The organism is Dictyoglomus thermophilum H-6-12 (assembly GCF_000020965.1).
GTDB classification, from domain to species: Bacteria; Dictyoglomota; Dictyoglomia; order Dictyoglomales; family Dictyoglomaceae; genus Dictyoglomus; species Dictyoglomus thermophilum.
In genome coordinates, this window is record NC_011297.1 from 1,128,332 (window position 1) to 1,148,921 (window position 20,590).

Here is a 20,590-nt window from a genome sequence, read left to right on the forward strand (position 1 = left end):
TTAAAAGTATTATAAAAATAAAATTTCAAGGAGGGATAAAAATGGAAACAAAAGTAGTATGGAACGGAAAAATGCAATTTGTAGGTACTACTCCATCAAATTTCACCATTGTTATGGATGCAGTTCCTGAACATGGAGGAGAGAATAAAGGTCCAGCACCTATGGAGCTTATCCCTGTAGCCCTTGGAGGATGTACTGGAATGGATGTTATCTCTATTTTAAATAAAATGAAAGAAAAAGTGGAACATTTTGAAATGAGAATTACCACAGAAAGAGCTACAGAACATCCTAAGGTTTACACTAAAGTGCATATAGAATATATCTTTAAAGGAGAGAATCTTAACGAGGAAAATATTAAAAAGGCTATAGAGCTTTCTCAAAATAAATATTGTTCAGTATCTGCCATATTAAGAGGAACAGCTGAAGTAACTTATTCTTATAAAATTCTGTAAAATCCCAAAGAAGGGAGTGATAAAACTTAATGGATAATGTAAGAGTAAGAATTGCGCCAAGTCCTACAGGCTATTTACATGTAGGTACAGCACATACCGCTTTGTTTAACTGGCTCTTTGCAAGACATAATAAAGGAACCTTTATTTTAAGAATAGAAGATACGGACCTTGCTAGATCTACAAAAGAATACGAAGAGAACATAATTGAAGGACTAAAATGGTTAGGACTCTATTGGGATGAAGGACCTTATTATCAAACTCAGAGATTAGACCTATATAGAAAATATGCCGATGAACTTCTGAAAAAAGGTCTTGCCTACTATTGCTATTGTACCCCTGAGGAATTAGAAGAAAGAAGAAAAGAAGCCCTTGCTCAGAAAAAACCGCCAAGATATGACAGAAAATGTCTATACCTATCCGACGAAGAGAGAGCAAGATATGAAAGAGAGGGAAGAAAACCTGCCATAAGACTTCTTGTACCAGAAGGAAAGACAGTGTTTAATGACATCATTAGGGGAGAAATAGAGTTTAACAACGAAGATATTGGAGACTTTGTAATTATGAAATCCGATGGAATACCTACTTACAATTTTGCAGTAGTAATTGATGACTACACCATGGGAATAACCCACGTTATAAGAGGAGAAGATCACATATCAAACACTCCAAAACAACTATTTATTTATAACGCTTTTGGTTGGACTCCTCCTGAATTTGCTCATCTTCCGTTACTTCTTGGTCCTGATCGCTCAAAACTATCCAAGAGACATGGTGTAACCTCGGTTACTGAATACAAAAAAATGGGATATCTTCCACAAGCTTTAGTAAACTATCTTGCTCTCTTAGGATGGACCCCTGAAGAGAATAGAGAAATATACACTGTAGAAGAATTGATAGAGCTTTTTGACTTAAGAAGAGTTACTAAGAATCCAGGAATATTTGATGTAACAAAACTTGAGTGGATAAATACTCAACATATAAGAAGATTATCCTTAGAAGAGCTTGCAGATCTCACTTATCCTTTTTTAAAGGAAGCAGAATGGTTTAAAGAAGAGAATTTTAACAAAGAATACTATCTTAAAGTTCTTAGCCTTCTTCAGGAAAGATTAAAAACTCTTGCTCAAATTAAAGAATACGCAGATTACTTCTTTGTAGATGATCTTGACTATGATGTTGAAACAGTAAAGAAAGTATGTAAACATCCTGATACTCCCCTTTATCTTGAAAAAATAAAAGATGTATGGAGTCAGTTAAGCGAATTCACTGCAGAAAACTTAGAAGCATCACTAAAAAAATTGGCTGAAGAGAATCAAATTCCCACAAAGAATCTTGTACATCCAATTCGTGTGGCTTTAACTAATAAAACAGTAGGTCCAGGGCTCTACGAAATTGCCGAAGTACTTGGAAAAGAAAAAACCTTAAAAAGATTAGAAAAATTCATTCAATTCTTAAAAACTCTGTAAATTAAGCTATGATAAGACGCTCTCCTTATAAAGATCTAATGAAGTATGAGAAGATCCTATCAGAAGATTTAGGAGAAGGAGAGCGTCTTTTTCTCCACTACACTTTAATCCAGGCAAAAAGCAACTTAGAAGTTGCAGAAAATTCTGATTATTTTGTTTCTCCTCTACTCTTCTTTTATGGGTTAGTGGCTCTTTCCAAAATTATAATTTTAATTAAGACAAAAACAATTCCAAGAGAAGTACTTCATGGATTAACGGTAAGAATAGCAGGAGAGAAATCTGTAGATTGGACAAAAGATTATGATCCAAGAATTGAGACAGTGCTTGTAAAAGAAAAAGGACTTTTTCCTACTTTTTATAAAACTATCTCTACTTACTCCCTTCCAGAAGGTGAAAAATATACTTTAGGAGATTTATTTTTATTCCTTAACAAGAGAACCTCTTTAGATACTTTAGCTATCCATTACCTAATTCTTTTTCTTCTAAGTATGCTTACCAGGTATGAACCTCAAAAATGGGGATGGGCCTATGAAAAATCCTCATTCTCCCGTGAATTGCAAACCTATTTAAAGATTATAGGTAGAGATGTTTATGATCTTTGGAAAGAGAAAATCAAATTATAGTAATCTTCAAAGAGTTTTCTCAAAAGAGAGATATTGTATAAATCCTGAAAAGATAAGAGCTTTTTATAACTTTCACCAAAATACTTCTCTGCAAGATTAAATGTTGCCTCTTTAACTCTTTTCTTCTCCAAACGATCTAAGAGATATTCAATGTCTTTCTCGGTAACAATATCCCTACCCCATATTTCTTCTATCATGCGTTTTTCTTTATCAGAAGCTTCGGAATACAAATACAAAATAGGATAAGTTTTCTTCTTTCTCCATAAATCCGCAAAGGCATTTTTTCCTGTCTTTTCAGGATCACCCCATATTCCCATAGCATCATCAGCAATCTGGAAGAATAATCCAAAATTTCTGCCTATATCTTGAAAAAGTTTAGAAATCTCTTCTTTATAAGTAGCAGAAAAAGCCCCAAGATAAAAACTCGTAGAGAAAAGCTTAGCAGTTTTTTTGTCTATCATCATTAAGTACTCTTTGAGACTTATATCCTTTCTCTTCTCAAAGGAAATATCTAAATATTGTCCCTCAATGAGCTCCCTTATAGTCTCGGTTAGCTCTTTTAAGGATTTAGAAAGCAAAAGAGGAGATTTAAGGTTAGTGAGTACCTGAAAAACCATATTAAAAAGAAGATCCCCTACATTTATTGCCTGAGCCTCTCCCCATATTTTCCAGACAGTCCACTTTCCATGTCTTTTCTCATCTTGATCTTGAATATCATCATGTACTAAAGAGAAATTATGCAAAAATTCAATAGCAGATCCTATCTCTAATGCGTCATCCAAAACCCCATTCAAGGTCTGATTTACTAAAACACAAAAAAGAGGCCTCAGTCTTTTCCCACGTCTGATGTTTGTAATAGGAATTAGATCTTCATCGACCCATCCCATATGATAGGCTGTAATTAAATGAATAGGAATATTAGTAGAAAACTTAGACCAATTCTCTTGAAGTTTATTCTCTATTATTAATAAAAATTTTTGAATCTCATTTACATCCATAATATCAGATCCCTCAAGAACCTTCTTAATTTTTCATCCTCTAAAGCCTCATTATGGGCAGGAGTAAAACATAATACCTTTCCCTTGCCATAATTATGATACCATCCTGCAATAGACTCTCCGTCAGAAGAGCTAGAATACAGAAAGATATTAGTATTCTCTTTATCGACCTCTACAAAATAATGTTCATCAAAAATTTCAAAACATATTTCCTCATCTTTCTCAGGGTATTTTCCATAGTATTTAACTATCTTCCTCTCAGGATGATATTTGAAATAACCCCTCGTAAGTTCTCTTACATATTTTCCATTTACATTATAAGATGCCAGTCCAGAATGCAAAACGAAAAGTTTTCCACCATTTATGACATAATCTACCAATACGTTTTCAATTCCATCACTCATCCAAACAGGAGAATTCTCACCTTGAGGATTAAGCTTATTTTCTCTCCCTATAATAACTAAATAAGGATTTCTTCTAAGTGATTCTAAAAAGTTTTCATGGGATACATATTCAACCTGGTAAATATCCCTTAAAATAAAGTCCAAAGTCTCTCTAATTTTTTCCTCTGGATGGTAGTAATCTCCAAGAATAGCAAGAACTTTTTTCATCATATTTTAGAAGTTCTCCAGAAGTTCAATTATAAACTTTAATTTTTCAAAGGAGTTAAGATAAGTATATCTTCCTCCTGTGTAATCTCCTTTTTGCACTACCTCAATTCCATGATTTTTAAATCTTTCCACAACCTCATCAGTTCCTTTTACAAAAAAGGCTAAATGATGAACGCCTTCTCCATGCTTATCTAAAAACTCTCTCCAAGTGGATGGATTCTCATCAGGCTCTATAAATTCTATCTCCACATTCTTAAAATTTTTAAAAAATGCAAGCTTTGCCCTAGCAGGAGTAGGATTTCCTCTATATTCTGTGTGAGCCTTCTCATAAATATCAGTAATTATTATCTCTGGTTTTTCTACATTAAAAATTTTCGAAAATTCCTCTACAGCTTTTTCTATATCCTTTACAATAATACCAATTTGAACCACCACATCAGTACCTAAAATCTCATTCGACATCTTTATCACTATCCTCCTTATAAATATATCCCATTCTTAATAATATAATCTTCTACACTCTCAGGGACAAGATATTTTATAGATAACCCTCTTTTTACTCTTTCTCTTATCTCCTTTGCAGATATAGGATAATAGGGAAAATCTAAGAAAAATATTTTATTTTCAAAATTCTTAATAAAGTTCTTTAAATCAGAAGAATAATCTTCTATCCCTCTACTTCCAACTATAATACTAGCTTTTTCAATGATCTTATATGGCTCCTTCCATTTCAAGAAGTCTCTAAAAGCATCATTACCTAAAAGAAGATAAAGTTCATCAAAAGAAAAACACGAGGATAAATCTCTAATAGTATCCACCATATATGAAATACCTTCTCTTTCAAGTTCAATAGGAAGAACCTCAAAACAAGGATTGCTAAGAGTAGCTAAAAGAACCATTTCATACCTTTGTTTTGATGTAGCCAGAGGTGTTTCTCGATGGGGAGGTATCTTATTAGGTATGAAGAAAACTTTATCCAGTTTGAATCTCTCTCTGGCATATTCTGCAAACCAGAGATGTCCATAATGTATGGGATCGAAAGTTCCTCCTAAAATACCTATTTTCATTCTAAAATCTCCAATGAATTAGTTTTTGCATTGTATTTAAATATATAATCTCCTATTTTTATTTTCTCACCATCTTTCACTTTAGCTCTGTTTATTAATTTTATTATACCTCGTCTCTTGATATAGTTTGAAAAATAAGAAAAGGCTTGAGGGTTATATAAATCAAGTTTATTAGCAAGGCTTTCTGTCTTCTTATCCTTTAATATCCAAAGATCTTTTTCCCTTATAACCTCTGGAATTTCTTCTGTCTCTACCCTACCTTCCTTTGTTTCTTGTATTTCTTTATCCACTTCAACCACTGGAATGCTTTCCTTTCTCTCTCTTACATATTTCTCCATGAGTTCTAAAAGTTTGTCTATGTTAATACCTTCTTTAGCTGATATAAAAACATACGGAACCCCCTCATTTTTTAACCATTTTTCTATCTCAGGAAGCCTCTCTTGAGCCTCTGGAAGATCTATTTTGTTAATTGCTATTATTCTTGGTTTCTCTAAAAGCTTTGGACTATAAAGGTATAACTCTTTCTTTAAGATCTCGTAAGCCTTTTGTGGAGGGGTTACTAAATCTGCAGCATCAATTACAAAAACCAATACCAAAGTTCTTTCTATATGTCTTAAGAACTCGTCCCCCATTCCTTTGTTTTCATGGGCTCCCTCTATAAGCCCTGGTATATCAGCAACAGTGAAAGTAATGTCTTCTCTTTCTACCACACCTAAGTTAGGAGTTTTTGTAGTGAAGGGATATGGAGCTATCTCCGGATTTGCATTAGAAATTTTTGAAAGAAGAGTAGATTTACCAGCATTAGGAAGTCCTACAAGGCCTACATCAGCAAGAAGTTTTAATTCAAGATAAAGCCACCTTTCTTCTCCTTTTTCTCCCTTTTCAGCAAAATAAGGGGCTTGACGGGTAGAGGTAGCAAAATGAGTATTACCTCTTCCCCCTTTTCCCCCACGTGCTACTACAACCCTTTGCCCATGACTCACTAAATCTGCAATTAGTTCTCCTGTCTCAGCATCAAAAATCAAAGTCCCCGTAGGGACTTTGATAATAAGATCTTCTCCATCTTTTCCTTTTTGATTTTTCCCTTTGCCGTGTTCTCCTCTCTCAGCGTAATAATGCCTTTTATAATGAAAATCAAGAAGAGTATCTAAATTTTCATCGGCTTCGATTATTACATCTCCACCCTTGCCTCCATCACCACCTGCAGGACCACCTCTTGGTACAAATTTCTCCCTTCTAAAAGCTACACACCCATTACCCCCATCTCCAGCTTTTACATATATCTTTGCTCTATCAATAAACATCGACTAATCTATTGAATAGGAAGTACGTTTACGTATTTTTTACCGTGTTTTATAGAGAATTTTACTATTCCAGGTTTTAGAGCATAAAGAGTAAAGTCTCTACCAAGCCCTACATTTATACCAGGATAAATTTTTGTACCTCTCTGCCTTACAAGAATATTACCTGCATCTACTATTTGCCCTTCAAATCTTTTAACACCCAAGTACTTAGGATTACTATCTCTTCCGTTCCTACTTGCACCACCTGATTTCTTGTGAGCCATAAAATTTCACCTCCTTTTCTCCTTACTGAGGTAGAACTATTTCTTTAACAGAGAGTTGAGTGTAAGGTTGTCTGTGGCCATACTTTCTTCTATAATGCTTCTTTCTCTTGAATTTGAAAACAATCACTTTAGGATACTTATCTTGTTTAACCACTTCTGCTATAACTTTTGCTCCTTCTACATAAGGCTGACCAATAAGCACTTCATCATCCTTTCCTACTAAAAGTACCTTATCTAAAACCACTTCATCACCAACATTTGCTTGTAATTTCTCCACTCTTACAGTACTTCCAACACTTAATTTGTATTGCTTTCCTCCTGTCTCTACTACCACAAACATTTTCTAACAACCTCCTATAATATCTAAGGAATAATTTTTAAAATTTAATCAACACTACAATTTATCACTTTATCACTGCTTTTGTCAAGCATTAATAAAAAAATAAGAGGAAATTCTATAAGATTGACACTTATAAAATAGAGCATTATACTTTACTGTTGGTTTAATATAGTGCATATATTTTGCATAATATCAAAAATAGGAGGTCTTCCATGAGTAAGGTTGCTATAACAAGAACAAATGAAGACCTATATAAATCAGTAGGTGATGCTATTGATTTAATAGGTGGAATAGGAAAATATGTAAAAAAAGGAGACACAGTTTTAATAAAACCTAACGCCTTTATCAATAAGGAAGAAAAAGGATTTATATCTGATCCTAAAGTTGTGCTATCCCTTGCTAAGCTTTGTAAAGAGCAAGGAGCAAAAGAGGTATATATTGGAGAGAGAACCCCTACAGTCTTCAAGTGGTATAAAAAAGAAGATATAAACTTTGCAAAAATAGTATGTTTTGATGATCCTCCTCATAACTTAAGGACTTTACCTGAAGCAGAAGTAATCAAATCTGCCGTACCTATTCCTAAAATCGTAGAAGAATGTGATGTTTTTATAAATGTTCCTGGCCTAAGATTCCATGCCTTAACCATAATCTCAAATGGAATGAAAAATATGATGGGAATCATGCCCAAAGAAACCACTTTATTGATACATGTGTCAGGATTGGAAGATGCTATAGTGGACTTAAATCGATTTAGAAAAAGCGATCTTGTGGTAACTACAGCTATACATACTCTTGTTGGAAACTTTCCTGTCAGTGGTTACGGTATAGAAAGTAATACTTTAATTGTAGGAGATAACGTGGTCGCTGTAGATGCAATAGCTGCTAAGATATTAAAGGTAGATCCTTATGAAATAAGACATTTAACCCTTGCTAATAAATTAGGTCTTGGCCCTATAGATCTCCCTGAGATAGAACTATCAGGAGTGCCTATAGAATCTCTTGAATGGCGGGAGAAAATTGTAAGGCCAGTATTAGACTACGAAGAATTCAGGGATAAAATTAATATCATTGATCCATCGAAAAACTGCTTAGGTTGTAAAAGAGCAATGGCAAGTGGAATTGCAGGTATTTTTGAAGAAAACCCTAAGGCTGATTTAAAAGATATAACTCTAGTAATTGGTCCTGTAGAAGAGCTTAATAAACATAAACTTACAGATAAAATAATACTTTTTGGTAATTGTACTTTCCCATATAAAGATAAAGGACTATATGTACAAGGATGTCCCCCAAGAGCTAATATGGCTAAACAAGCTATAAAGAAAATTATGGAAGATAAATAATCTTATTCTCATCTGCAGATTCTCTTGCTTTAAGAGCTATCTCCGTGGCATAAAAAGACTCCTCTGCTGTAACCATACAGCTTCCTTCTCCTTTTATATCTTTCAAAAAGTCTACAAATATATTTCCTCCATCTTCAAGAGGAATCTCCTGCCCACTATAGTCTTTATTGATTAGAAACACTTTATTGAATATAACATCTATCACGCCCTTAGTTCCCACAATTCTCATCCGATCATCATCATGAGATGGAGCATTCTCAGGACGTAAATAATCTATACTTAAAGAGGCAAAGATTTCATCTTCCAAAGTAAAATGACAAAGAGCTGTTACTTCAAGATCTCCATGATCTTTATTATATTTTCTTGAATGAGTTGCATATATGCTCTTAAATTTTTTATGAGTAAACCAATAAATCCAGTCTATGGCATGAATACCTACCCAAGGAATAGTTCCCCCATAACTTTCTCTTTGCTTATAAAATTCCTCTCTTTTACCTAATTTATAAGATTTTTGAGTATTTATTAATCTTATCTCTCCTATAGCTCCACTTTCTACAAGTTTATGGGCAGTAAAAAACCAAGGTCTATATCTTATACCAAACATAGCGCAGAGTCTTTTTCCAGAATTCTCATAAACTTTCCTCAATTTTTCTAAATCTTCTAATGTAGTAGCCAGAGGCTTTTCTGTGAAAACATGACAGCCATAACTTAATGCTTTAATATTTACCTTAGCTATATCTCCAAAATGGCAAGCTACCACCGCAATATCTGGAGAAAGCTCTTTTAACATTAATTCATAATCATCATAGATTTTACCCTTAAAATTATCCCTAAGCATACTCAAAACTTTGTCCATACTCTCCCCTTCAGAGCCAGGAGCAACCCCCACTATCTCACAATCCTTCGCAGCTTTTATTCCTTCAATTGCATATCCCACATGTCCTGAGGAGCCAATTATACATACTTTCATGTCTTTATTATCCTCCTACCTTTTAAAATCAAGTTTATTATAACAAAAAGCAAGTTATTGAAAATTATGCTTTTTTTTGATAGAATACTTGACGGAGAATGTAAGGTGAATTTTGTACCTTGAAATTGTTGACAAAACAAGATAAATATAGTATATAAAAATACTCGTGTGAGCCGCTAGCTCAGTCGGTAGAGCACCTGACTTTTAATCAGGGGGTCACAGGTTCGATTCCTGTGCGGCTCACCAGATAAGATGCCCTCATCGTCTAGCCCGGCCTAGGACACCGCTCTTTCAAGGCGGTGACGGGGGTTCGAATCCCCCTGAGGGCGCCATAAGTGGGCGGATAGCTCAGTGGTTAGAGCGCCTGCCTTACAAGCAGGAGGTCGTAGGTTCAAGTCCTGCTCCGCCCACCACTAAAAATGTGATATAATAAATAATGCGGGGTCGTGGTGTAGCCCGGTTTAACACACCTGCCTGTCACGCAGGAGATCGCGGGTTCGAATCCCGTCGACCCCGCCAAAAAAGTAAAATCTTAGTTTTAATGAATTTACTCTTCATTTTTTAATTTATATACTTAGCCTATTAAACTATGTTTTCTATATTACGATAAGGTATTTTTAACCTTGTACTCTTCACTTAAACTCTCATTCTTACAAATCACACATCAATTCCCTTTGATCGACTAAAACTACAGCATAAATAATCTCCTCTTGAACTCGCTTGATTATATAGAGGTCTAAAGTTTAAAAAATTAAAGGAATAAATTGAGATGCATACATTTACCTTAGAGTGAAAAATAAGAGTTTTCAAGAACAAATTTGACTTAAAGTATTAATTAAAGCTATAATTACTTTGAAACGTTGGGGCCGGTGTAGCTCAGTGGCAGAGCAGCCGATTCGTAATCGGCTTGTCGCCGGTTCGAGTCCGGCCTCCGGCTCCAATTGGAAAGAACTTAAGAGGTGTATTATACATGAAAGAAATTGGTCAAGTCATTGAGAAAAATGGAAAGATTTTAAAAATAAAGTTTAGCTCTTCAGAAGCATGCCATAGTTGTGGTTTATGCAAAGTAGACGAAGATAATTTAACCCTCAATGCTATAGATGAATGCAATGCTAATTTAGGAGACTTTGTGGTAGTGGAAGTAGAAAGAAAAGACTTCTTCCAAGCTACTTTTTTAATATATTTGTTCCCTTTAATTGCCTTTATTCTTGGAGTTATATTAGGATACTTAACTGGAGAAAGATATAATTTTGATCCACAGCTTTTAGGCTTTATAATAGGTTTACTCTTTACTCTCATGAGTTATCCTTTAATAAGGCTTATCTATAAGCGGCTTTCCAAAAAACAAAAATTTATTCCCGTGGCAAAAAAAATTGTTTAAAGAATTTACTCCCCCACAAGGGTATAAAGTACTAAAAGTAGCTCCTAATTACATAATAGGAGAACTTATATATAATTTGCTGTTAACCGAAGGTTTCCACCCCCAGATAATTTCCTCTGCTTTTCCCTATACAGATCCTGTTTACATGGGAAGAGGATTACCCGTCTACATCATAATTCCTGAGGAAGAATTTGAAGAAGCTCAAAAACTACTTGAAAGTCAAAATTTTGAAGAATAGGGGTGATTAAGAGTGGAGAATCTCGTAGAAAAGCTTAAAAAAGCTAAAGAATCGACTTATATTCTATCACTCTTAAATACTAACGAAAAGAATGAAGCTTTACGCGCTATAGCAAATAATATAGAGAAAAACATAGATAAGATCATAAAAGAAAATGAAAAAGATATTAAGAGAGGGGAAGAAAAAGGTTTAAGTAAAGCAATTCTTGATAGAATACTCCTTAACGAAAAAAGACTTAAAGATATAGTAAAGAGTATAGAAGATGTTATAAAACTTCCAGATCCTGTAGGAGAAATAGTGTCCATGCAAAAAAGACCCAATGGAATTCTTGTAGGACAAATGAGAGTACCTATTGGAGTTATTGCTATAATCTATGAGGCACGGCCAAATGTTACTGTTGATGCTACTATTCTTGCCTTGAAATCAGGAAATGCTATTGTTTTAAGAGGAAGTTCTGACGCCTTGAACTCAAATATTATTCTTACAAACATTATGAAAGAAGCTCTATCAAATACAAAAATTCCTCAAGATGCAGTCCAAATAATTGAATCTCCAGAACATTCTGTAGTAGAAGAGCTTCTACAAATGACTGATTATATTGATGTAGCCATACCTAGAGGAAGTGCAAAATTCATCAAACATGTCATGAATATTTCTAAAGTCCCTGTAATTGAGACTGGAGCTGGAAATAACCATATCTATGTGGAAGAAGATGCAGACTTTGAAATGGCAAGAAAGATAATAATAAATGCAAAAGTTCAACGTCCTTCAGTATGCAATGCTATTGAAAAACTACTAGTACACAAAAATATTGCAGAAGAATTTTTACCAGTAATAGTAAAGGATTTGAGAGAATACAACGTAGAGATAAGAGGATGTGAAAAAACATTAAAAATCGTAAAAGATGCCATACCTGCTACTGAGGAGGATTGGTATACGGAGTACTTGGATTACATAATTGCCATAAAAGTTGTGGATTCTATCGATGAGGCCATTGCGCACATCAATAAATACAACACCAAACATTCAGAAGCAATTATTACAAAAGACTATCATAAGGCATTAAAATTTTTAAGAATGGTGGATGCTGCAGCTGTATATGTAAATGCTTCTACAAGATTCACTGATGGAGGAGAATTCGGTTTAGGTGCGGAAATAGGAATATCTACTCAGAAATTACATGCAAGAGGCCCTATGGGACTAAAAGAATTAACTACAACAAAATATGTAATCTTTGGAGAGGGGCAAATACGCGAATAAGGAGGACCCTTTATGATACTAGGAATAATTGGTGGAGGAATGATGGGGGAAGCAATACTTGCTGGAATAATTGAGAGCAATTTCCTAAAAAAAGATGAAATAATAGTGTCAGAGAAGATAGAAAAAAGAAAAGATCATTTAAGAGAAAAGTATAATGTAGAAGTTACTACAGATAACAAATCTCTTGCTCAAAAGGTTAAATATATTCTTATTGCTGTAAAACCTCAGAATATAAAAGAAGTCTTAAAAGAGATTAGTCCTTATGTAGATGAAAGCAAAACCATAATTTCAATTGCCGCAGGGGTTAAAATATCTCTAATAAAAAAATACTTAAATAATTCCAGATGTGTTATAAGAGTAATGCCTAATCTATCTTGCACTATAAAAAAAGGTGTTATTGCTTTAACTTTCGATAAATATGAAAAAGAAGACGTGGAATTTGTAAAAAATCTATTTTCTACCATAGGTGATGTTTGGATTATTGAAGAGAAATATTTTAATACTATAACAGCATTAACTGGAAGTGGTCCTGCGTTTGTTTCTACAATTTTACAAGGATTTACCTTAGCAGGTGTAAAAGGAGGAATCCCCTACGATACTTCAAAAGAGATGGTGTTAAAGCTTTTTGAAGGTGTAATTGAATACATAAAAGAGAAAAATTTATCTTTTGAAGATGTTATAAAAATGACAAGTTCTCCAGCTGGTACAACTATTATGGGTTTAGAAGTACTTTATAAAGAAGGAGTAACGGGAATAATTATGGAAGCAATAACGTCAGCTAAATTGAGAGGCGAAGAAATAAGCAAAAATTTAGAGGAGGGAGAATTATGAATAGAGAAAAGGGAGTATGGCAAGTTTTATTGATTATATTTATATTGGGAGCCCTGATAGGAGGTTTTATTGGAAGCGTAGGAGGCTATTATTTTTTACATAAAAATTCTTTTGCATCAAGTGAAACGAAAATAAACAATGTAGTTCCTACCCAAGAGGTATATATACCAAGTTCTCTTGGAGCCTTTGAAAAGGACATTGTCACGGTAATTAAGAAATCAATGCCTGCAGTGGTAAATATAAGTACCATAACCTTAGTTGAGGATTTCTTTTTTGGAGTATACCCATCTTCAGGGGTAGGTTCAGGATTCATTATCGATCCTAAGGGATATATCTTGACCAATTACCATGTAGTAGAAGGAGCAAAAAAAATTGATGTAACCTTATCTGAAGGAAAAAAATACCCAGGAAGAGTAGTTGGATATGATAAGAGATCTGACCTTGCGGTAATAAAGATTGATGCCGAAAATCTACCAGCATTACCTTTGGGAGACTCCGATAAATTAGAACCTGGTCAATTTGCTATAGCAATTGGAAACCCATATGGGCTAAACAGAACAGTAACCCTTGGCATTGTGAGTGCTCTTAATAGGACTATTGTAGAACCCAACGGTGTAAGACTTGAAAATCTTATTCAGACTGATGCAGCAATTAACCCTGGAAACAGTGGAGGTCCACTAATAAATATCAAAGGTGAGGTCATTGGAATAAACACAGCCATAAAAAGCGATGCCCAAGGAATTGGATTTGCTATTCCTATAAACAAGGCAAAACAAATTGCAGATAAGCTGATAAAAGAAGGAAAAATAACTTATCCATGGATAGGAATACGTGGATATGCTATTACTCCTGATATGCTTGATTATATTAAATTTCCAGTAAATAAAGGTGTTGTAATAGCCGAAGTAGTACCTGGGAGTCCAGCAGACAAAGCAGGACTAAAAGGAGGAAACAGAGTCATATATGTGGATAGTACCCAAATTATCGTAGGTGGAGATATCATCACTAAAATCGATGGAAAACCTGTAGAAAGTATGGAAGAACTGAGAGCAGAAATTCAAAAGAGAAAGGTTGGAGATACTGTAGTCCTTACATACATAAGAGGTGGAAAAGAATATACTGTAAAAGTAAAATTAGAGGCAATGCCTGAAGATTTAAGTGGATAAAATTGAACATTAAAATTATAGTAATAGGGAAGATAAGAAACGAATTCATAAAGGCAGGAGTCAATGAGTATCTGAAAAGACTCCTGCCTTTTATAAATATAAAAATTGAATTCTTACCAAGTTTCTCAGAACTCTCCGAAAAAATAGCTCTATTAAAGGAAGAAGAAATTATTCTTAAAAACCTAAGAAATGGTGAATTTATAATCACATTAGACAAAGATGGAGAGAAGATATCTTCTGAGGAATTTTCAAAAAAGCTTTTTAAACTTCCAATCTCACAAAATTCACAGATCACCTTTATAATTGGGGGCATATACGGAGTATCAGAAAAGATTAAACAGAGCTCAAATTTTATTCTATCCTTATCTTCTATGACTTTTACCCACGAATTTGCTCTTTTAATCTTGTTAGAACAAATCTACCGAGCCCTTAAGATACAGAGAAATGAACCTTATCACTATTGATTATCGCTTTTTATTTAAAAGATAAATACCAATTATAAGAAAGATAATATTCCCTAACCAAGCGCCTAAAAAATAAGAAACAATGCCTGCCTTTGCAAGAGATCTTCCTATAGAGAAAAGAACATAATATACAAAAATAGATATAACACTTAAACCAAAACTTAGTGATCTTCCTCCCCTTCCCATATTCAATCCAAGACCAAGAGCAAGAATTGCAAATATAGGACAAGTAAATGGCAATGCAATTCTAATATGAAATTCAGTCTTCAAATTGTTCAAATTTAATCCTGTACCCTCTAAGAGTCTAATTTGATCTATTATCTCAAATATGCTCATCTCCTCTATAGGTTTTGAGGATGGAACTAATTGATAAGGATTTCTATCTAACACCACTTTGTATTCTTTAAATCTTCCTTGGAAAATCATATCTCCTTCCTTATTTAAGGAATAAACCTCTCCATCCATAAAAGTCCAACCTTTAATCTCATCCCACGTTGCTTTTTTGGCATATATTATTAATTTAATATTTCCTCTCTCAAGGAGTTCTATTAAAAGAATCTCTTCAAATCTCTTATTCTTAGGATCAACTTTCCTAAAGAAATAAAAATTATTATTTTCATTAAAAAACACATTTTCTCTACTTTGTACAGCAATGTTATTGTAAGATTTACTTAACAAAAACTTTTCCCTTTCATAGGCTTTAGGAGCAACAAATTCGTTCACGTAAAACATAATTAATTGGACAGAAAAAGAAAATACAAGTATAGCAGGCAAAAAATACTTTATAGATGCTCCAGAAGCTTTCATTGCCATTATCTCGCCATGTTCACTAAACTGCCCTATAACATAAACTACTGCAAGGAATATTGCCATAGGAAAAGTATAAGTTAAATAAGGAGGAATCTTAGTTAAAAAAAGCTCAAAAGCAACCTTTAAAGGGATAGATCTTGCAACTACAAGATCCATTATAATGAAAAGAGGAGAAACCAGTAGGATTGTGGTAAAAAGTAATAACCCTACAAAAAAAACAGGTATAAAATTTTGGAGAAAATATTTAGAAATTATCTTCATAATTTTTAAACTGGACTGTCAAGAATTACAATTGTCGCACCCTCTCCCCCTTCATTAGGAGGAGCAAGATAATATTCCTTTACATAGGGTACTTTAGATAAATATTCATGAACTGCATTTCTTAATTTACCAGTACCTTTCCCATGAACTATTCTCACTCTTTTTAATCCTGCCAAAAAGGCTTTTTCAAGATACTTCTTAACCTCTTCTAACCCTTCATCTACAGTCATCATTCTTATACTTATCTCCCTGGGTACATCTTCCTGATTTACCCTTTCAACTTTAACATAAGAAGGAACTGATATCTCTTCTTTCAATGAGGGAGCAAGCTCTGCCCATGGAACATTTATCTTCAAAAGCCCTACTTGTACTAAAGCAGTCTTTTTCTCATTATCCACATCAATCACATAACCCTCTTTTTTCGTAGATCTTAACAGTACCCTATCACCTATATGAGGAATATAGGTTAAGTTCTCAGGCTCTCTTTTTTCCTCTATAGTTAATTCTTTTCTAAGGTTTCTTAATTCCTCCTGCAAACTCTGTGCATCTTTCATAGTTAAGCTTTCTTCTTGCAGTTTTCTTATAATTTCCCTAATTTTACCCTCCACCTTTGATATATCCCTGAATAATTCCTCCTTATATTTAGCCTTCAACTGCGCTTTTTCTTTTTCCAACATTTCCTTTTCCTCTTGAATCTTTCTTTTTTCCTCCTGCAAATCTCTCTTTAACTTATTAATCTTTTCAATCTCTTCCTCATATCTTCTCCTATCCCTCTGAAGTTCTCCTATTACTTCTTCTAGTTTTATCTCATCTTCGGATAGTAAGCTTAGAGATCTATCAAGAATTTTTCTAGGAAGACCTAACCTTTTGGATATCAATATAGCATTACTTTTTCCAGGAATCCCCATGACTACTTTATACAAGGGTTTTAAGGAAATCTCATCAAATTCCATAGAAGCATTCTCCATACCTGGATATTTAGAAGCAATCACCTTTAACTGAGGAAAATGAGTAGCAATAACATTTATAGTTCCTTTTTCATGAAAATATTCTAAAAGAGCTACAGCAAGAGCTGCACCCTCTTGAGGATCAGTTCCAGCACCTAATTCATCTATAAGAATAAGTACTCTTTTATCTCCCGTTCTTTCCAAATAATCTATAAAAGAGATGATATTTGTCATATGAGAGGAAAAAGTACTTAAATTTTGTTCAATACTTTGTTCATCTCCTATGTCAGCAAATACTTGATTGAAAATACCTAAAACTGTACCTTCCTTAGCAGGTACAGGAATTCCAGCCTGATTCAAAAGAACAAAAAGTCCAATAGTCTTTAAGGTTACAGTCTTTCCACCAGTATTGGGACCTGTGATCACAAGAGTATTAAAAGTGCGACCTACCTCAAGACTAATAGGTACCGCCTTTTCTCCAAGAAAAGGGTGCCTTGCTTCTCTTAATATTATTAAAGGCTTCTCTTTTTCAAGAATAGGAGTAATAGCCTTATGCTTTTCTGCCCATTTTATCTTTGCATAAACAAAGTCAAGCTCAAAGGAAGTTCTTAAATTTTCTAATATTTCCTCTTTATAACTAAGCAATATGGAAGTAAGCCTTGTTAGTATTCGCTCAATTTCTCTTTTTTCCTCACTCTCAAGTAGAGCTATTTGATTGTTTAACTCCACAATTACTTGAGGTTCTACATAAACAGTAAGGCCAGATGTGGACTGATCATGTACAATCCCTTGAATCTTTCCTCTAAACTCCTGCCTTATAGGAACTACATATCTTCCATGCCTTATAGTTATTATTTGATCTTGTAAATAACTTCGCCATTCTTTTTGAATTATATTCTCCAAAGTCTCTTTTATTTTTTGATTAAGTCTCTCCTTCTTTTGCCTTATCTGCTTAAGTTCAGGAGAGGCAGAATCTACCACCTCTCCATCTTGAATACACCTCCTTATTTGAATGTAAAGGTCATGAAGGTTGTGTAAAGTATTCCTCCATAAATTAGGTGCTATCTTTCTAACTTTTTCTTGGTAATCTCTTAATTTGCTCCATATTTCTATAGTTCTTACTATTTCTTCAAATTCATCGGGATATACAATACCACCCTTTTCGGCCTTATCAATATAAATCTCCAGATTTTTAATCCCCGAAAAAGAAGGATATCCAAAAGAGGATACAGTTTTAAAAGCCTCATCATTTAACAGATGCCATCTTTCTATAATCTGATAATCAGTTATAGGCCTCAGAGAACGGATTCTTATCTTACCGCCTTCTGTTTCAGCCTTTTTTTCTATCTCATCTATTATTTTCTCCCACTCAAGGGTTTTTAATGCCTTCTCCATTACTTCTGTCTCAGATAGACTCCTTTTTCAGATAATTTGATTAGTACCTTATTAATTATCTCATCTACTTCCTTATCCTCAAGAGTATGATCTTCAGCAAGGAAGAAGAGAGAAAAAGTTATACTCTTGTATCCTTTTTCAATCTTTTCACCCTGATATAAATCAAAGATTCTCAGCCATTTTAATAATTCACCTGAAGTCTCAAGAATATCTTTTTCCACATTTTCTACTGGCATATCTTCAGGAATGATTAAAGCAAGATCTCTTCTTATTCCAGGATATATAGGAAGAGGCTTATATTTAGGCTTTGGACTCTCAAAATTTAACTTATCTAGGTTAATTTCTGCAAAATATACTCTCTCTCTTATATCTAAATTTTGAGTTATCCAGGGATTAACTTCTCCCATAAATCCTACAATTTCATCTCTAAAGGCAATATAACTTTGTTTAGAAGGATGCATAAACTCAAAATTACTCTTCTTAAAAGTAGGTTCTTCTTTCCATATCCTCTCAAAAATGGTTTCAACAATACCCTTGAGATCATAAAAATCTACTTTTCTTATCTCATAAGGAACACTCCAAGGATCTTTATAAGCCTCACCAGTCATAAGTATTCCTAAGTGTTTCTCTTCTATATATTCATCCTTTCCCTTATAAAAAACTTTTCCAATCTCGTAAACAAAAACATCCTTTTGTTGCCTATTACTGTTCACCTGAGCAACATTCAATAAAGAAGGTAAAAGCGATGTTCTTAATACACTATTTTCCTCACTTAAGGGATTAGAAATTTGAATAAAGAGATTAAATGGCTCTGTATTTAAAATACCAGCCTTTTCTAAATCTTTAACTGACATAAAACTGTAATTTATAGCTTCGTACAAACCTAAACTTGGTAAAGTCTCCCTAATTCTTCTTTCTATAATCTCTTCTGTTAATGGAGGATCTACAATATGCCCTTTCTGAAGAGGAACTGAAGGTATGTTATTGTACCCATAAAATCTTGCAACTTCTTCAATAAGATCTATTTCCTCCTTTATATCCTGTCTATAAGAAGGAACTTCTATTTCAAGAACAGGATTTCTTGATTTTATATCAAATCCAATTTTTGAGAGAATTCTTACAATCTCGTCTTCTTTTAAATTAGTTCCAAGAATTTTGTTGACCCTTTCTGGGCGTAAAAATACCTTTGTTAAGCTTGGTAATCCCTTATTAATATCAATTTTATCTTTTGCGATATCTCCTCCTGCGACTAATCTTATCATCTCAGCAGCATAATCAAGAATATCTGCTGTTCTATGAATATCTACATTTCTTTCAAATCTTAACGATGCGTCAGTACGAATACCAAGTTTTCTTGCACTTCTTCGTATATTAACGGGAGAAAAATATGCTGCTTCAAGAAGAACGTTCTTAGTATTATCGTTTATTTCAGTATCTTTACCTCCCATTATTCCACCTATTCCTACCGCCCTTTCTGCATCTGCTATTACAAGTATGTCATTATCTAATATCTTCTCTTCACCATTTATTAGAACTATTTTTTCGCCTTCTTTTGCTCTCCTAACAATTAATTTACCACCCTTTAAAAGATCAAAATCATAAGCATGAAGAGGTTGACCCGTCTCAAGCATTATAAAATTAGTAATGTCAACCACATTATTTATAGATCTCAAACCAACTCTTTCAAGTCTCCATCTTAACCATAGAGGCGATGGACCAATTTTTACATCTTTTATAAATCTCAAAGTAAACCTTGGACATAAGTCAAAATCAAGCACCTCGCAAGAAGCAAAATCCTTTATACTAATATCGTCCTTCTCTTGGGCCTTTTTAAATTCAAATTTCAAAGGAACCCCAAAATATCCTGAAATTTCCCTAGCTATCCCTAAATAGCTTAGACAGTCTCCTCTATTTGAAGGAACTTCAACATCTATTAAGAAGTCACCTTTTCCAAAATAGGTATCAAAGGTAGAACCAATCTTAAAATCTTCGGGAAGGATCATAATACCTTCCTTATCTTCAGAAAACTCTAATTCATACTCAGAACAGAGCATACCTTCAGACTTTATTCCATTAAACTCTCTTATTCCTATTACCTCTCCTAATATTTCTACCCCTGGTAAAGCCACAGGTACTTTTGCTCCCACAAAAACATTTTTTGCTCCTGTTACAATGTTTAGTAATTTTTCTCCTACATCTACCTTGCATATCAAAAGATTTTCAGAATGAGGATGCTTTTCAATAGATTTAATTTCCCCAATTATGATTTTATCCCAATTTGCTCCTATACTTTTTTGAATAGTACCATAAAGACCAAGATTTCTTAAAGCATTTATAACTTCTTTAACTGGAATTTCCTCTTCTAAATAATCCATTAACCATCTATATGAGACTAACATTTTATAC

At 33.8% G+C, this 20,590-nt stretch carries 21 protein-coding genes and 5 tRNA genes; 15 read left to right on the plus strand and 11 right to left on the minus strand.

Annotated elements, in window-relative coordinates:
• Nucleotides 1–41 precede the first annotated feature (41 nt).
• From DICTH_RS05615 to DICTH_RS05625, 3 genes are read left to right on the plus strand one after another with little or no spacing between them, the layout of a single operon-like run.
• Entirely contained in the window at nt 42–452 is a 411-nt protein-coding gene (locus DICTH_RS05615) for an OsmC family protein (RefSeq protein ID WP_012547641.1), read from the plus strand.
• 29 nt (nt 453–481) lie between these two features.
• The gene (gene gltX / locus DICTH_RS05620) at nt 482–1,915 is read left to right on the plus strand and encodes a glutamate--tRNA ligase (RefSeq protein ID WP_012548798.1); all 1,434 of its coding nucleotides are present in this window, start codon (nt 482–484) and stop codon (nt 1,913–1,915) included.
• 8 nt (nt 1,916–1,923) lie between these two features.
• Nucleotides 1,924–2,538, plus strand: a complete 615-nt coding sequence (locus DICTH_RS05625) for a YaaC family protein (RefSeq protein WP_012547399.1) — start codon at nt 1,924–1,926, stop codon at nt 2,536–2,538.
• On the opposite strand, the gene DICTH_RS05630 is transcribed toward DICTH_RS05625, so the two are convergent.
• The 7 genes from DICTH_RS05630 to rplU are packed head-to-tail and all read right to left on the minus strand — an operon-like array spanning nt 2,505 to nt 7,121.
• Nucleotides 2,505–3,536, minus strand: coding sequence for a polyprenyl synthetase family protein (locus DICTH_RS05630; protein WP_012547471.1), 1,032 nt, complete (start codon nt 3,534–3,536; stop codon nt 2,505–2,507). The genes DICTH_RS05625 and DICTH_RS05630 overlap by 34 nt on opposite strands.
• The gene (locus DICTH_RS05635; protein ID WP_012548511.1) at nt 3,527–4,150 is read right to left on the minus strand and encodes a ThuA domain-containing protein; all 624 of its coding nucleotides are present in this window, start codon (nt 4,148–4,150) and stop codon (nt 3,527–3,529) included. Before DICTH_RS05635 ends, DICTH_RS05630 begins: the two co-directional genes overlap by 10 nt.
• A gap of 3 nt (nt 4,151–4,153) precedes the next feature.
• Complete coding sequence (locus DICTH_RS05640) at nt 4,154–4,609, minus strand: VOC family protein (RefSeq protein ID WP_041723248.1); 456 nt, start codon at nt 4,607–4,609, stop codon at nt 4,154–4,156.
• Between the two features lie 17 nt (nt 4,610–4,626).
• On the minus strand, nt 4,627–5,214 hold the full coding sequence (gene nadD, locus DICTH_RS05645) for a nicotinate-nucleotide adenylyltransferase (RefSeq protein WP_012546975.1): 588 nt from the start codon (nt 5,212–5,214) through the stop codon (nt 4,627–4,629).
• Nucleotides 5,211–6,518, minus strand: a complete 1,308-nt coding sequence (gene obgE / locus DICTH_RS05650; RefSeq protein ID WP_012547025.1) for a GTPase ObgE — start codon at nt 6,516–6,518, stop codon at nt 5,211–5,213. The genes nadD and obgE overlap by 4 nt, the downstream gene beginning before the upstream one ends.
• An 8-nt stretch (nt 6,519–6,526) precedes the next feature.
• Nucleotides 6,527–6,781: a 50S ribosomal protein L27 gene (rpmA, locus tag DICTH_RS05655; protein WP_012548565.1), complete on the minus strand. Its 255-nt coding sequence runs from the start codon at nt 6,779–6,781 to the stop codon at nt 6,527–6,529.
• Nucleotides 6,782–6,803: 22 nt separating this feature from the next.
• Nucleotides 6,804–7,121 carry a 50S ribosomal protein L21 gene (gene rplU / locus DICTH_RS05660; RefSeq protein WP_012547320.1) on the minus strand — a complete coding sequence of 106 codons (318 nt, stop codon included), beginning with the start codon at nt 7,119–7,121 and terminating at the stop codon, nt 6,804–6,806.
• Nucleotides 7,122–7,333: 212 nt separating this feature from the next.
• Between rplU and DICTH_RS05665 the strand changes: the two genes are divergently transcribed.
• On the plus strand, nt 7,334–8,461 hold the full coding sequence (locus DICTH_RS05665; RefSeq protein WP_012548099.1) for a DUF362 domain-containing protein: 1,128 nt from the start codon (nt 7,334–7,336) through the stop codon (nt 8,459–8,461).
• Here the strand turns inward: DICTH_RS05665 and DICTH_RS05670 are convergent.
• The gene (locus DICTH_RS05670; RefSeq protein ID WP_012548171.1) at nt 8,445–9,431 is read right to left on the minus strand and encodes a Gfo/Idh/MocA family protein; all 987 of its coding nucleotides are present in this window, start codon (nt 9,429–9,431) and stop codon (nt 8,445–8,447) included. The two genes, DICTH_RS05665 and DICTH_RS05670, sit on opposite strands and share 17 nt — an antisense overlap.
• A 170-nt stretch (nt 9,432–9,601) precedes the next feature.
• On the opposite strand from DICTH_RS05670, the gene DICTH_RS05675 reads away from it, so the two are divergent.
• The 11 genes from DICTH_RS05675 (at nt 9,602) to DICTH_RS05725 (ending at nt 14,771) form a co-directional block, all read left to right on the plus strand.
• A tRNA-Lys gene (locus DICTH_RS05675) sits at nt 9,602–9,677 on the plus strand.
• Between the two features lie 8 nt (nt 9,678–9,685).
• Nucleotides 9,686–9,763, plus strand: a tRNA-Glu gene (locus tag DICTH_RS05680).
• Nucleotides 9,764–9,768: 5 nt separating this feature from the next.
• Nucleotides 9,769–9,844 (plus strand) — tRNA-Val (locus tag DICTH_RS05685).
• A gap of 27 nt (nt 9,845–9,871) precedes the next feature.
• Nucleotides 9,872–9,950, plus strand: a tRNA-Asp gene (locus tag DICTH_RS05690).
• A 346-nt stretch (nt 9,951–10,296) separates the two neighbouring features.
• Nucleotides 10,297–10,371: transfer RNA gene (locus DICTH_RS05695), tRNA-Thr, on the plus strand.
• A 30-nt stretch (nt 10,372–10,401) separates the two neighbouring features.
• A complete protein-coding gene (locus DICTH_RS05700) occupies nt 10,402–10,812 on the plus strand; it encodes a SoxR reducing system RseC family protein (protein ID WP_012547589.1) in 411 nt (136 codons plus the stop codon).
• Nucleotides 10,805–11,050 (plus strand): hypothetical protein, encoded by a 246-nt coding sequence (locus DICTH_RS05705; protein WP_012548336.1) that lies wholly within the window; start codon nt 10,805–10,807, stop codon nt 11,048–11,050. The genes DICTH_RS05700 and DICTH_RS05705 overlap by 8 nt, the downstream gene beginning before the upstream one ends.
• Nucleotides 11,051–11,062: 12 nt before the next feature.
• Nucleotides 11,063–12,310 carry a glutamate-5-semialdehyde dehydrogenase gene (locus DICTH_RS05710; RefSeq protein WP_012547831.1) on the plus strand — a complete coding sequence of 416 codons (1,248 nt, stop codon included), beginning with the start codon at nt 11,063–11,065 and terminating at the stop codon, nt 12,308–12,310.
• Nucleotides 12,311–12,322: 12 nt separating this feature from the next.
• On the plus strand, nt 12,323–13,141 hold the full coding sequence (proC, locus tag DICTH_RS05715; RefSeq protein WP_012547798.1) for a pyrroline-5-carboxylate reductase: 819 nt from the start codon (nt 12,323–12,325) through the stop codon (nt 13,139–13,141).
• Nucleotides 13,138–14,307, plus strand: a complete 1,170-nt coding sequence (locus DICTH_RS05720) for a S1C family serine protease (RefSeq protein WP_012547105.1) — start codon at nt 13,138–13,140, stop codon at nt 14,305–14,307. Before proC ends, DICTH_RS05720 begins: the two co-directional genes overlap by 4 nt.
• Nucleotides 14,308–14,309: 2 nt before the next feature.
• The gene (locus DICTH_RS05725) at nt 14,310–14,771 is read left to right on the plus strand and encodes a 23S rRNA (pseudouridine(1915)-N(3))-methyltransferase RlmH (protein WP_012547894.1); all 462 of its coding nucleotides are present in this window, start codon (nt 14,310–14,312) and stop codon (nt 14,769–14,771) included.
• On the opposite strand, the gene DICTH_RS05730 is transcribed toward DICTH_RS05725, so the two are convergent.
• From DICTH_RS05730 to pheT, 3 genes are read right to left on the minus strand one after another with little or no spacing between them, the layout of a single operon-like run.
• Complete coding sequence (locus DICTH_RS05730; RefSeq protein WP_012547305.1) at nt 14,772–15,842, minus strand: LptF/LptG family permease; 1,071 nt, start codon at nt 15,840–15,842, stop codon at nt 14,772–14,774.
• A gap of 5 nt (nt 15,843–15,847) precedes the next feature.
• Complete coding sequence (locus DICTH_RS05735) at nt 15,848–18,184, minus strand: endonuclease MutS2 (RefSeq protein WP_012547874.1); 2,337 nt, start codon at nt 18,182–18,184, stop codon at nt 15,848–15,850.
• Nucleotides 18,184–20,583, minus strand: a complete 2,400-nt coding sequence (pheT, locus tag DICTH_RS05740) for a phenylalanine--tRNA ligase subunit beta (RefSeq protein ID WP_012547028.1) — start codon at nt 20,581–20,583, stop codon at nt 18,184–18,186. The genes DICTH_RS05735 and pheT overlap by 1 nt, the downstream gene beginning before the upstream one ends.
• Nucleotides 20,584–20,590: the final 7 nt, after the last annotated feature.

Coding starts and splice junctions, on each gene's coding strand:
- DICTH_RS05735 (WP_012547874.1), bottom strand. CDS start 18,184: ATGGAGAAGGCATTAAAAACCCTTGAGTGGGAGAAAATAATAGATGAG.
- rplU (WP_012547320.1), bottom strand. CDS start 7,121: ATGTTTGTGGTAGTAGAGACAGGAGGAAAGCAATACAAATTAAGTGTT.
- DICTH_RS05630 (WP_012547471.1), bottom strand. CDS start 3,536: ATGGATGTAAATGAGATTCAAAAATTTTTATTAATAATAGAGAATAAA.
- gltX (WP_012548798.1), top strand. CDS start 482: ATGGATAATGTAAGAGTAAGAATTGCGCCAAGTCCTACAGGCTATTTA.
- DICTH_RS05665 (WP_012548099.1), top strand. CDS start 7,334: ATGAGTAAGGTTGCTATAACAAGAACAAATGAAGACCTATATAAATCA.
- DICTH_RS05700 (WP_012547589.1), top strand. CDS start 10,402: ATGAAAGAAATTGGTCAAGTCATTGAGAAAAATGGAAAGATTTTAAAA.
- DICTH_RS05615 (WP_012547641.1), top strand. CDS start 42: ATGGAAACAAAAGTAGTATGGAACGGAAAAATGCAATTTGTAGGTACT.
- DICTH_RS05720 (WP_012547105.1), top strand. CDS start 13,138: ATGAATAGAGAAAAGGGAGTATGGCAAGTTTTATTGATTATATTTATA.
- DICTH_RS05640 (WP_041723248.1), bottom strand. CDS start 4,609: ATGTCGAATGAGATTTTAGGTACTGATGTGGTGGTTCAAATTGGTATT.
- DICTH_RS05670 (WP_012548171.1), bottom strand. CDS start 9,431: ATGAAAGTATGTATAATTGGCTCCTCAGGACATGTGGGATATGCAATT.
- DICTH_RS05625 (WP_012547399.1), top strand. CDS start 1,924: ATGATAAGACGCTCTCCTTATAAAGATCTAATGAAGTATGAGAAGATC.
- proC (WP_012547798.1), top strand. CDS start 12,323: ATGATACTAGGAATAATTGGTGGAGGAATGATGGGGGAAGCAATACTT.
- nadD (WP_012546975.1), bottom strand. CDS start 5,214: ATGAAAATAGGTATTTTAGGAGGAACTTTCGATCCCATACATTATGGA.
- obgE (WP_012547025.1), bottom strand. CDS start 6,518: ATGTTTATTGATAGAGCAAAGATATATGTAAAAGCTGGAGATGGGGGT.
- DICTH_RS05635 (WP_012548511.1), bottom strand. CDS start 4,150: ATGATGAAAAAAGTTCTTGCTATTCTTGGAGATTACTACCATCCAGAG.
- rpmA (WP_012548565.1), bottom strand. CDS start 6,781: ATGGCTCACAAGAAATCAGGTGGTGCAAGTAGGAACGGAAGAGATAGT.
- DICTH_RS05730 (WP_012547305.1), bottom strand. CDS start 15,842: ATGAAGATAATTTCTAAATATTTTCTCCAAAATTTTATACCTGTTTTT.
- pheT (WP_012547028.1), bottom strand. CDS start 20,583: ATGTTAGTCTCATATAGATGGTTAATGGATTATTTAGAAGAGGAAATT.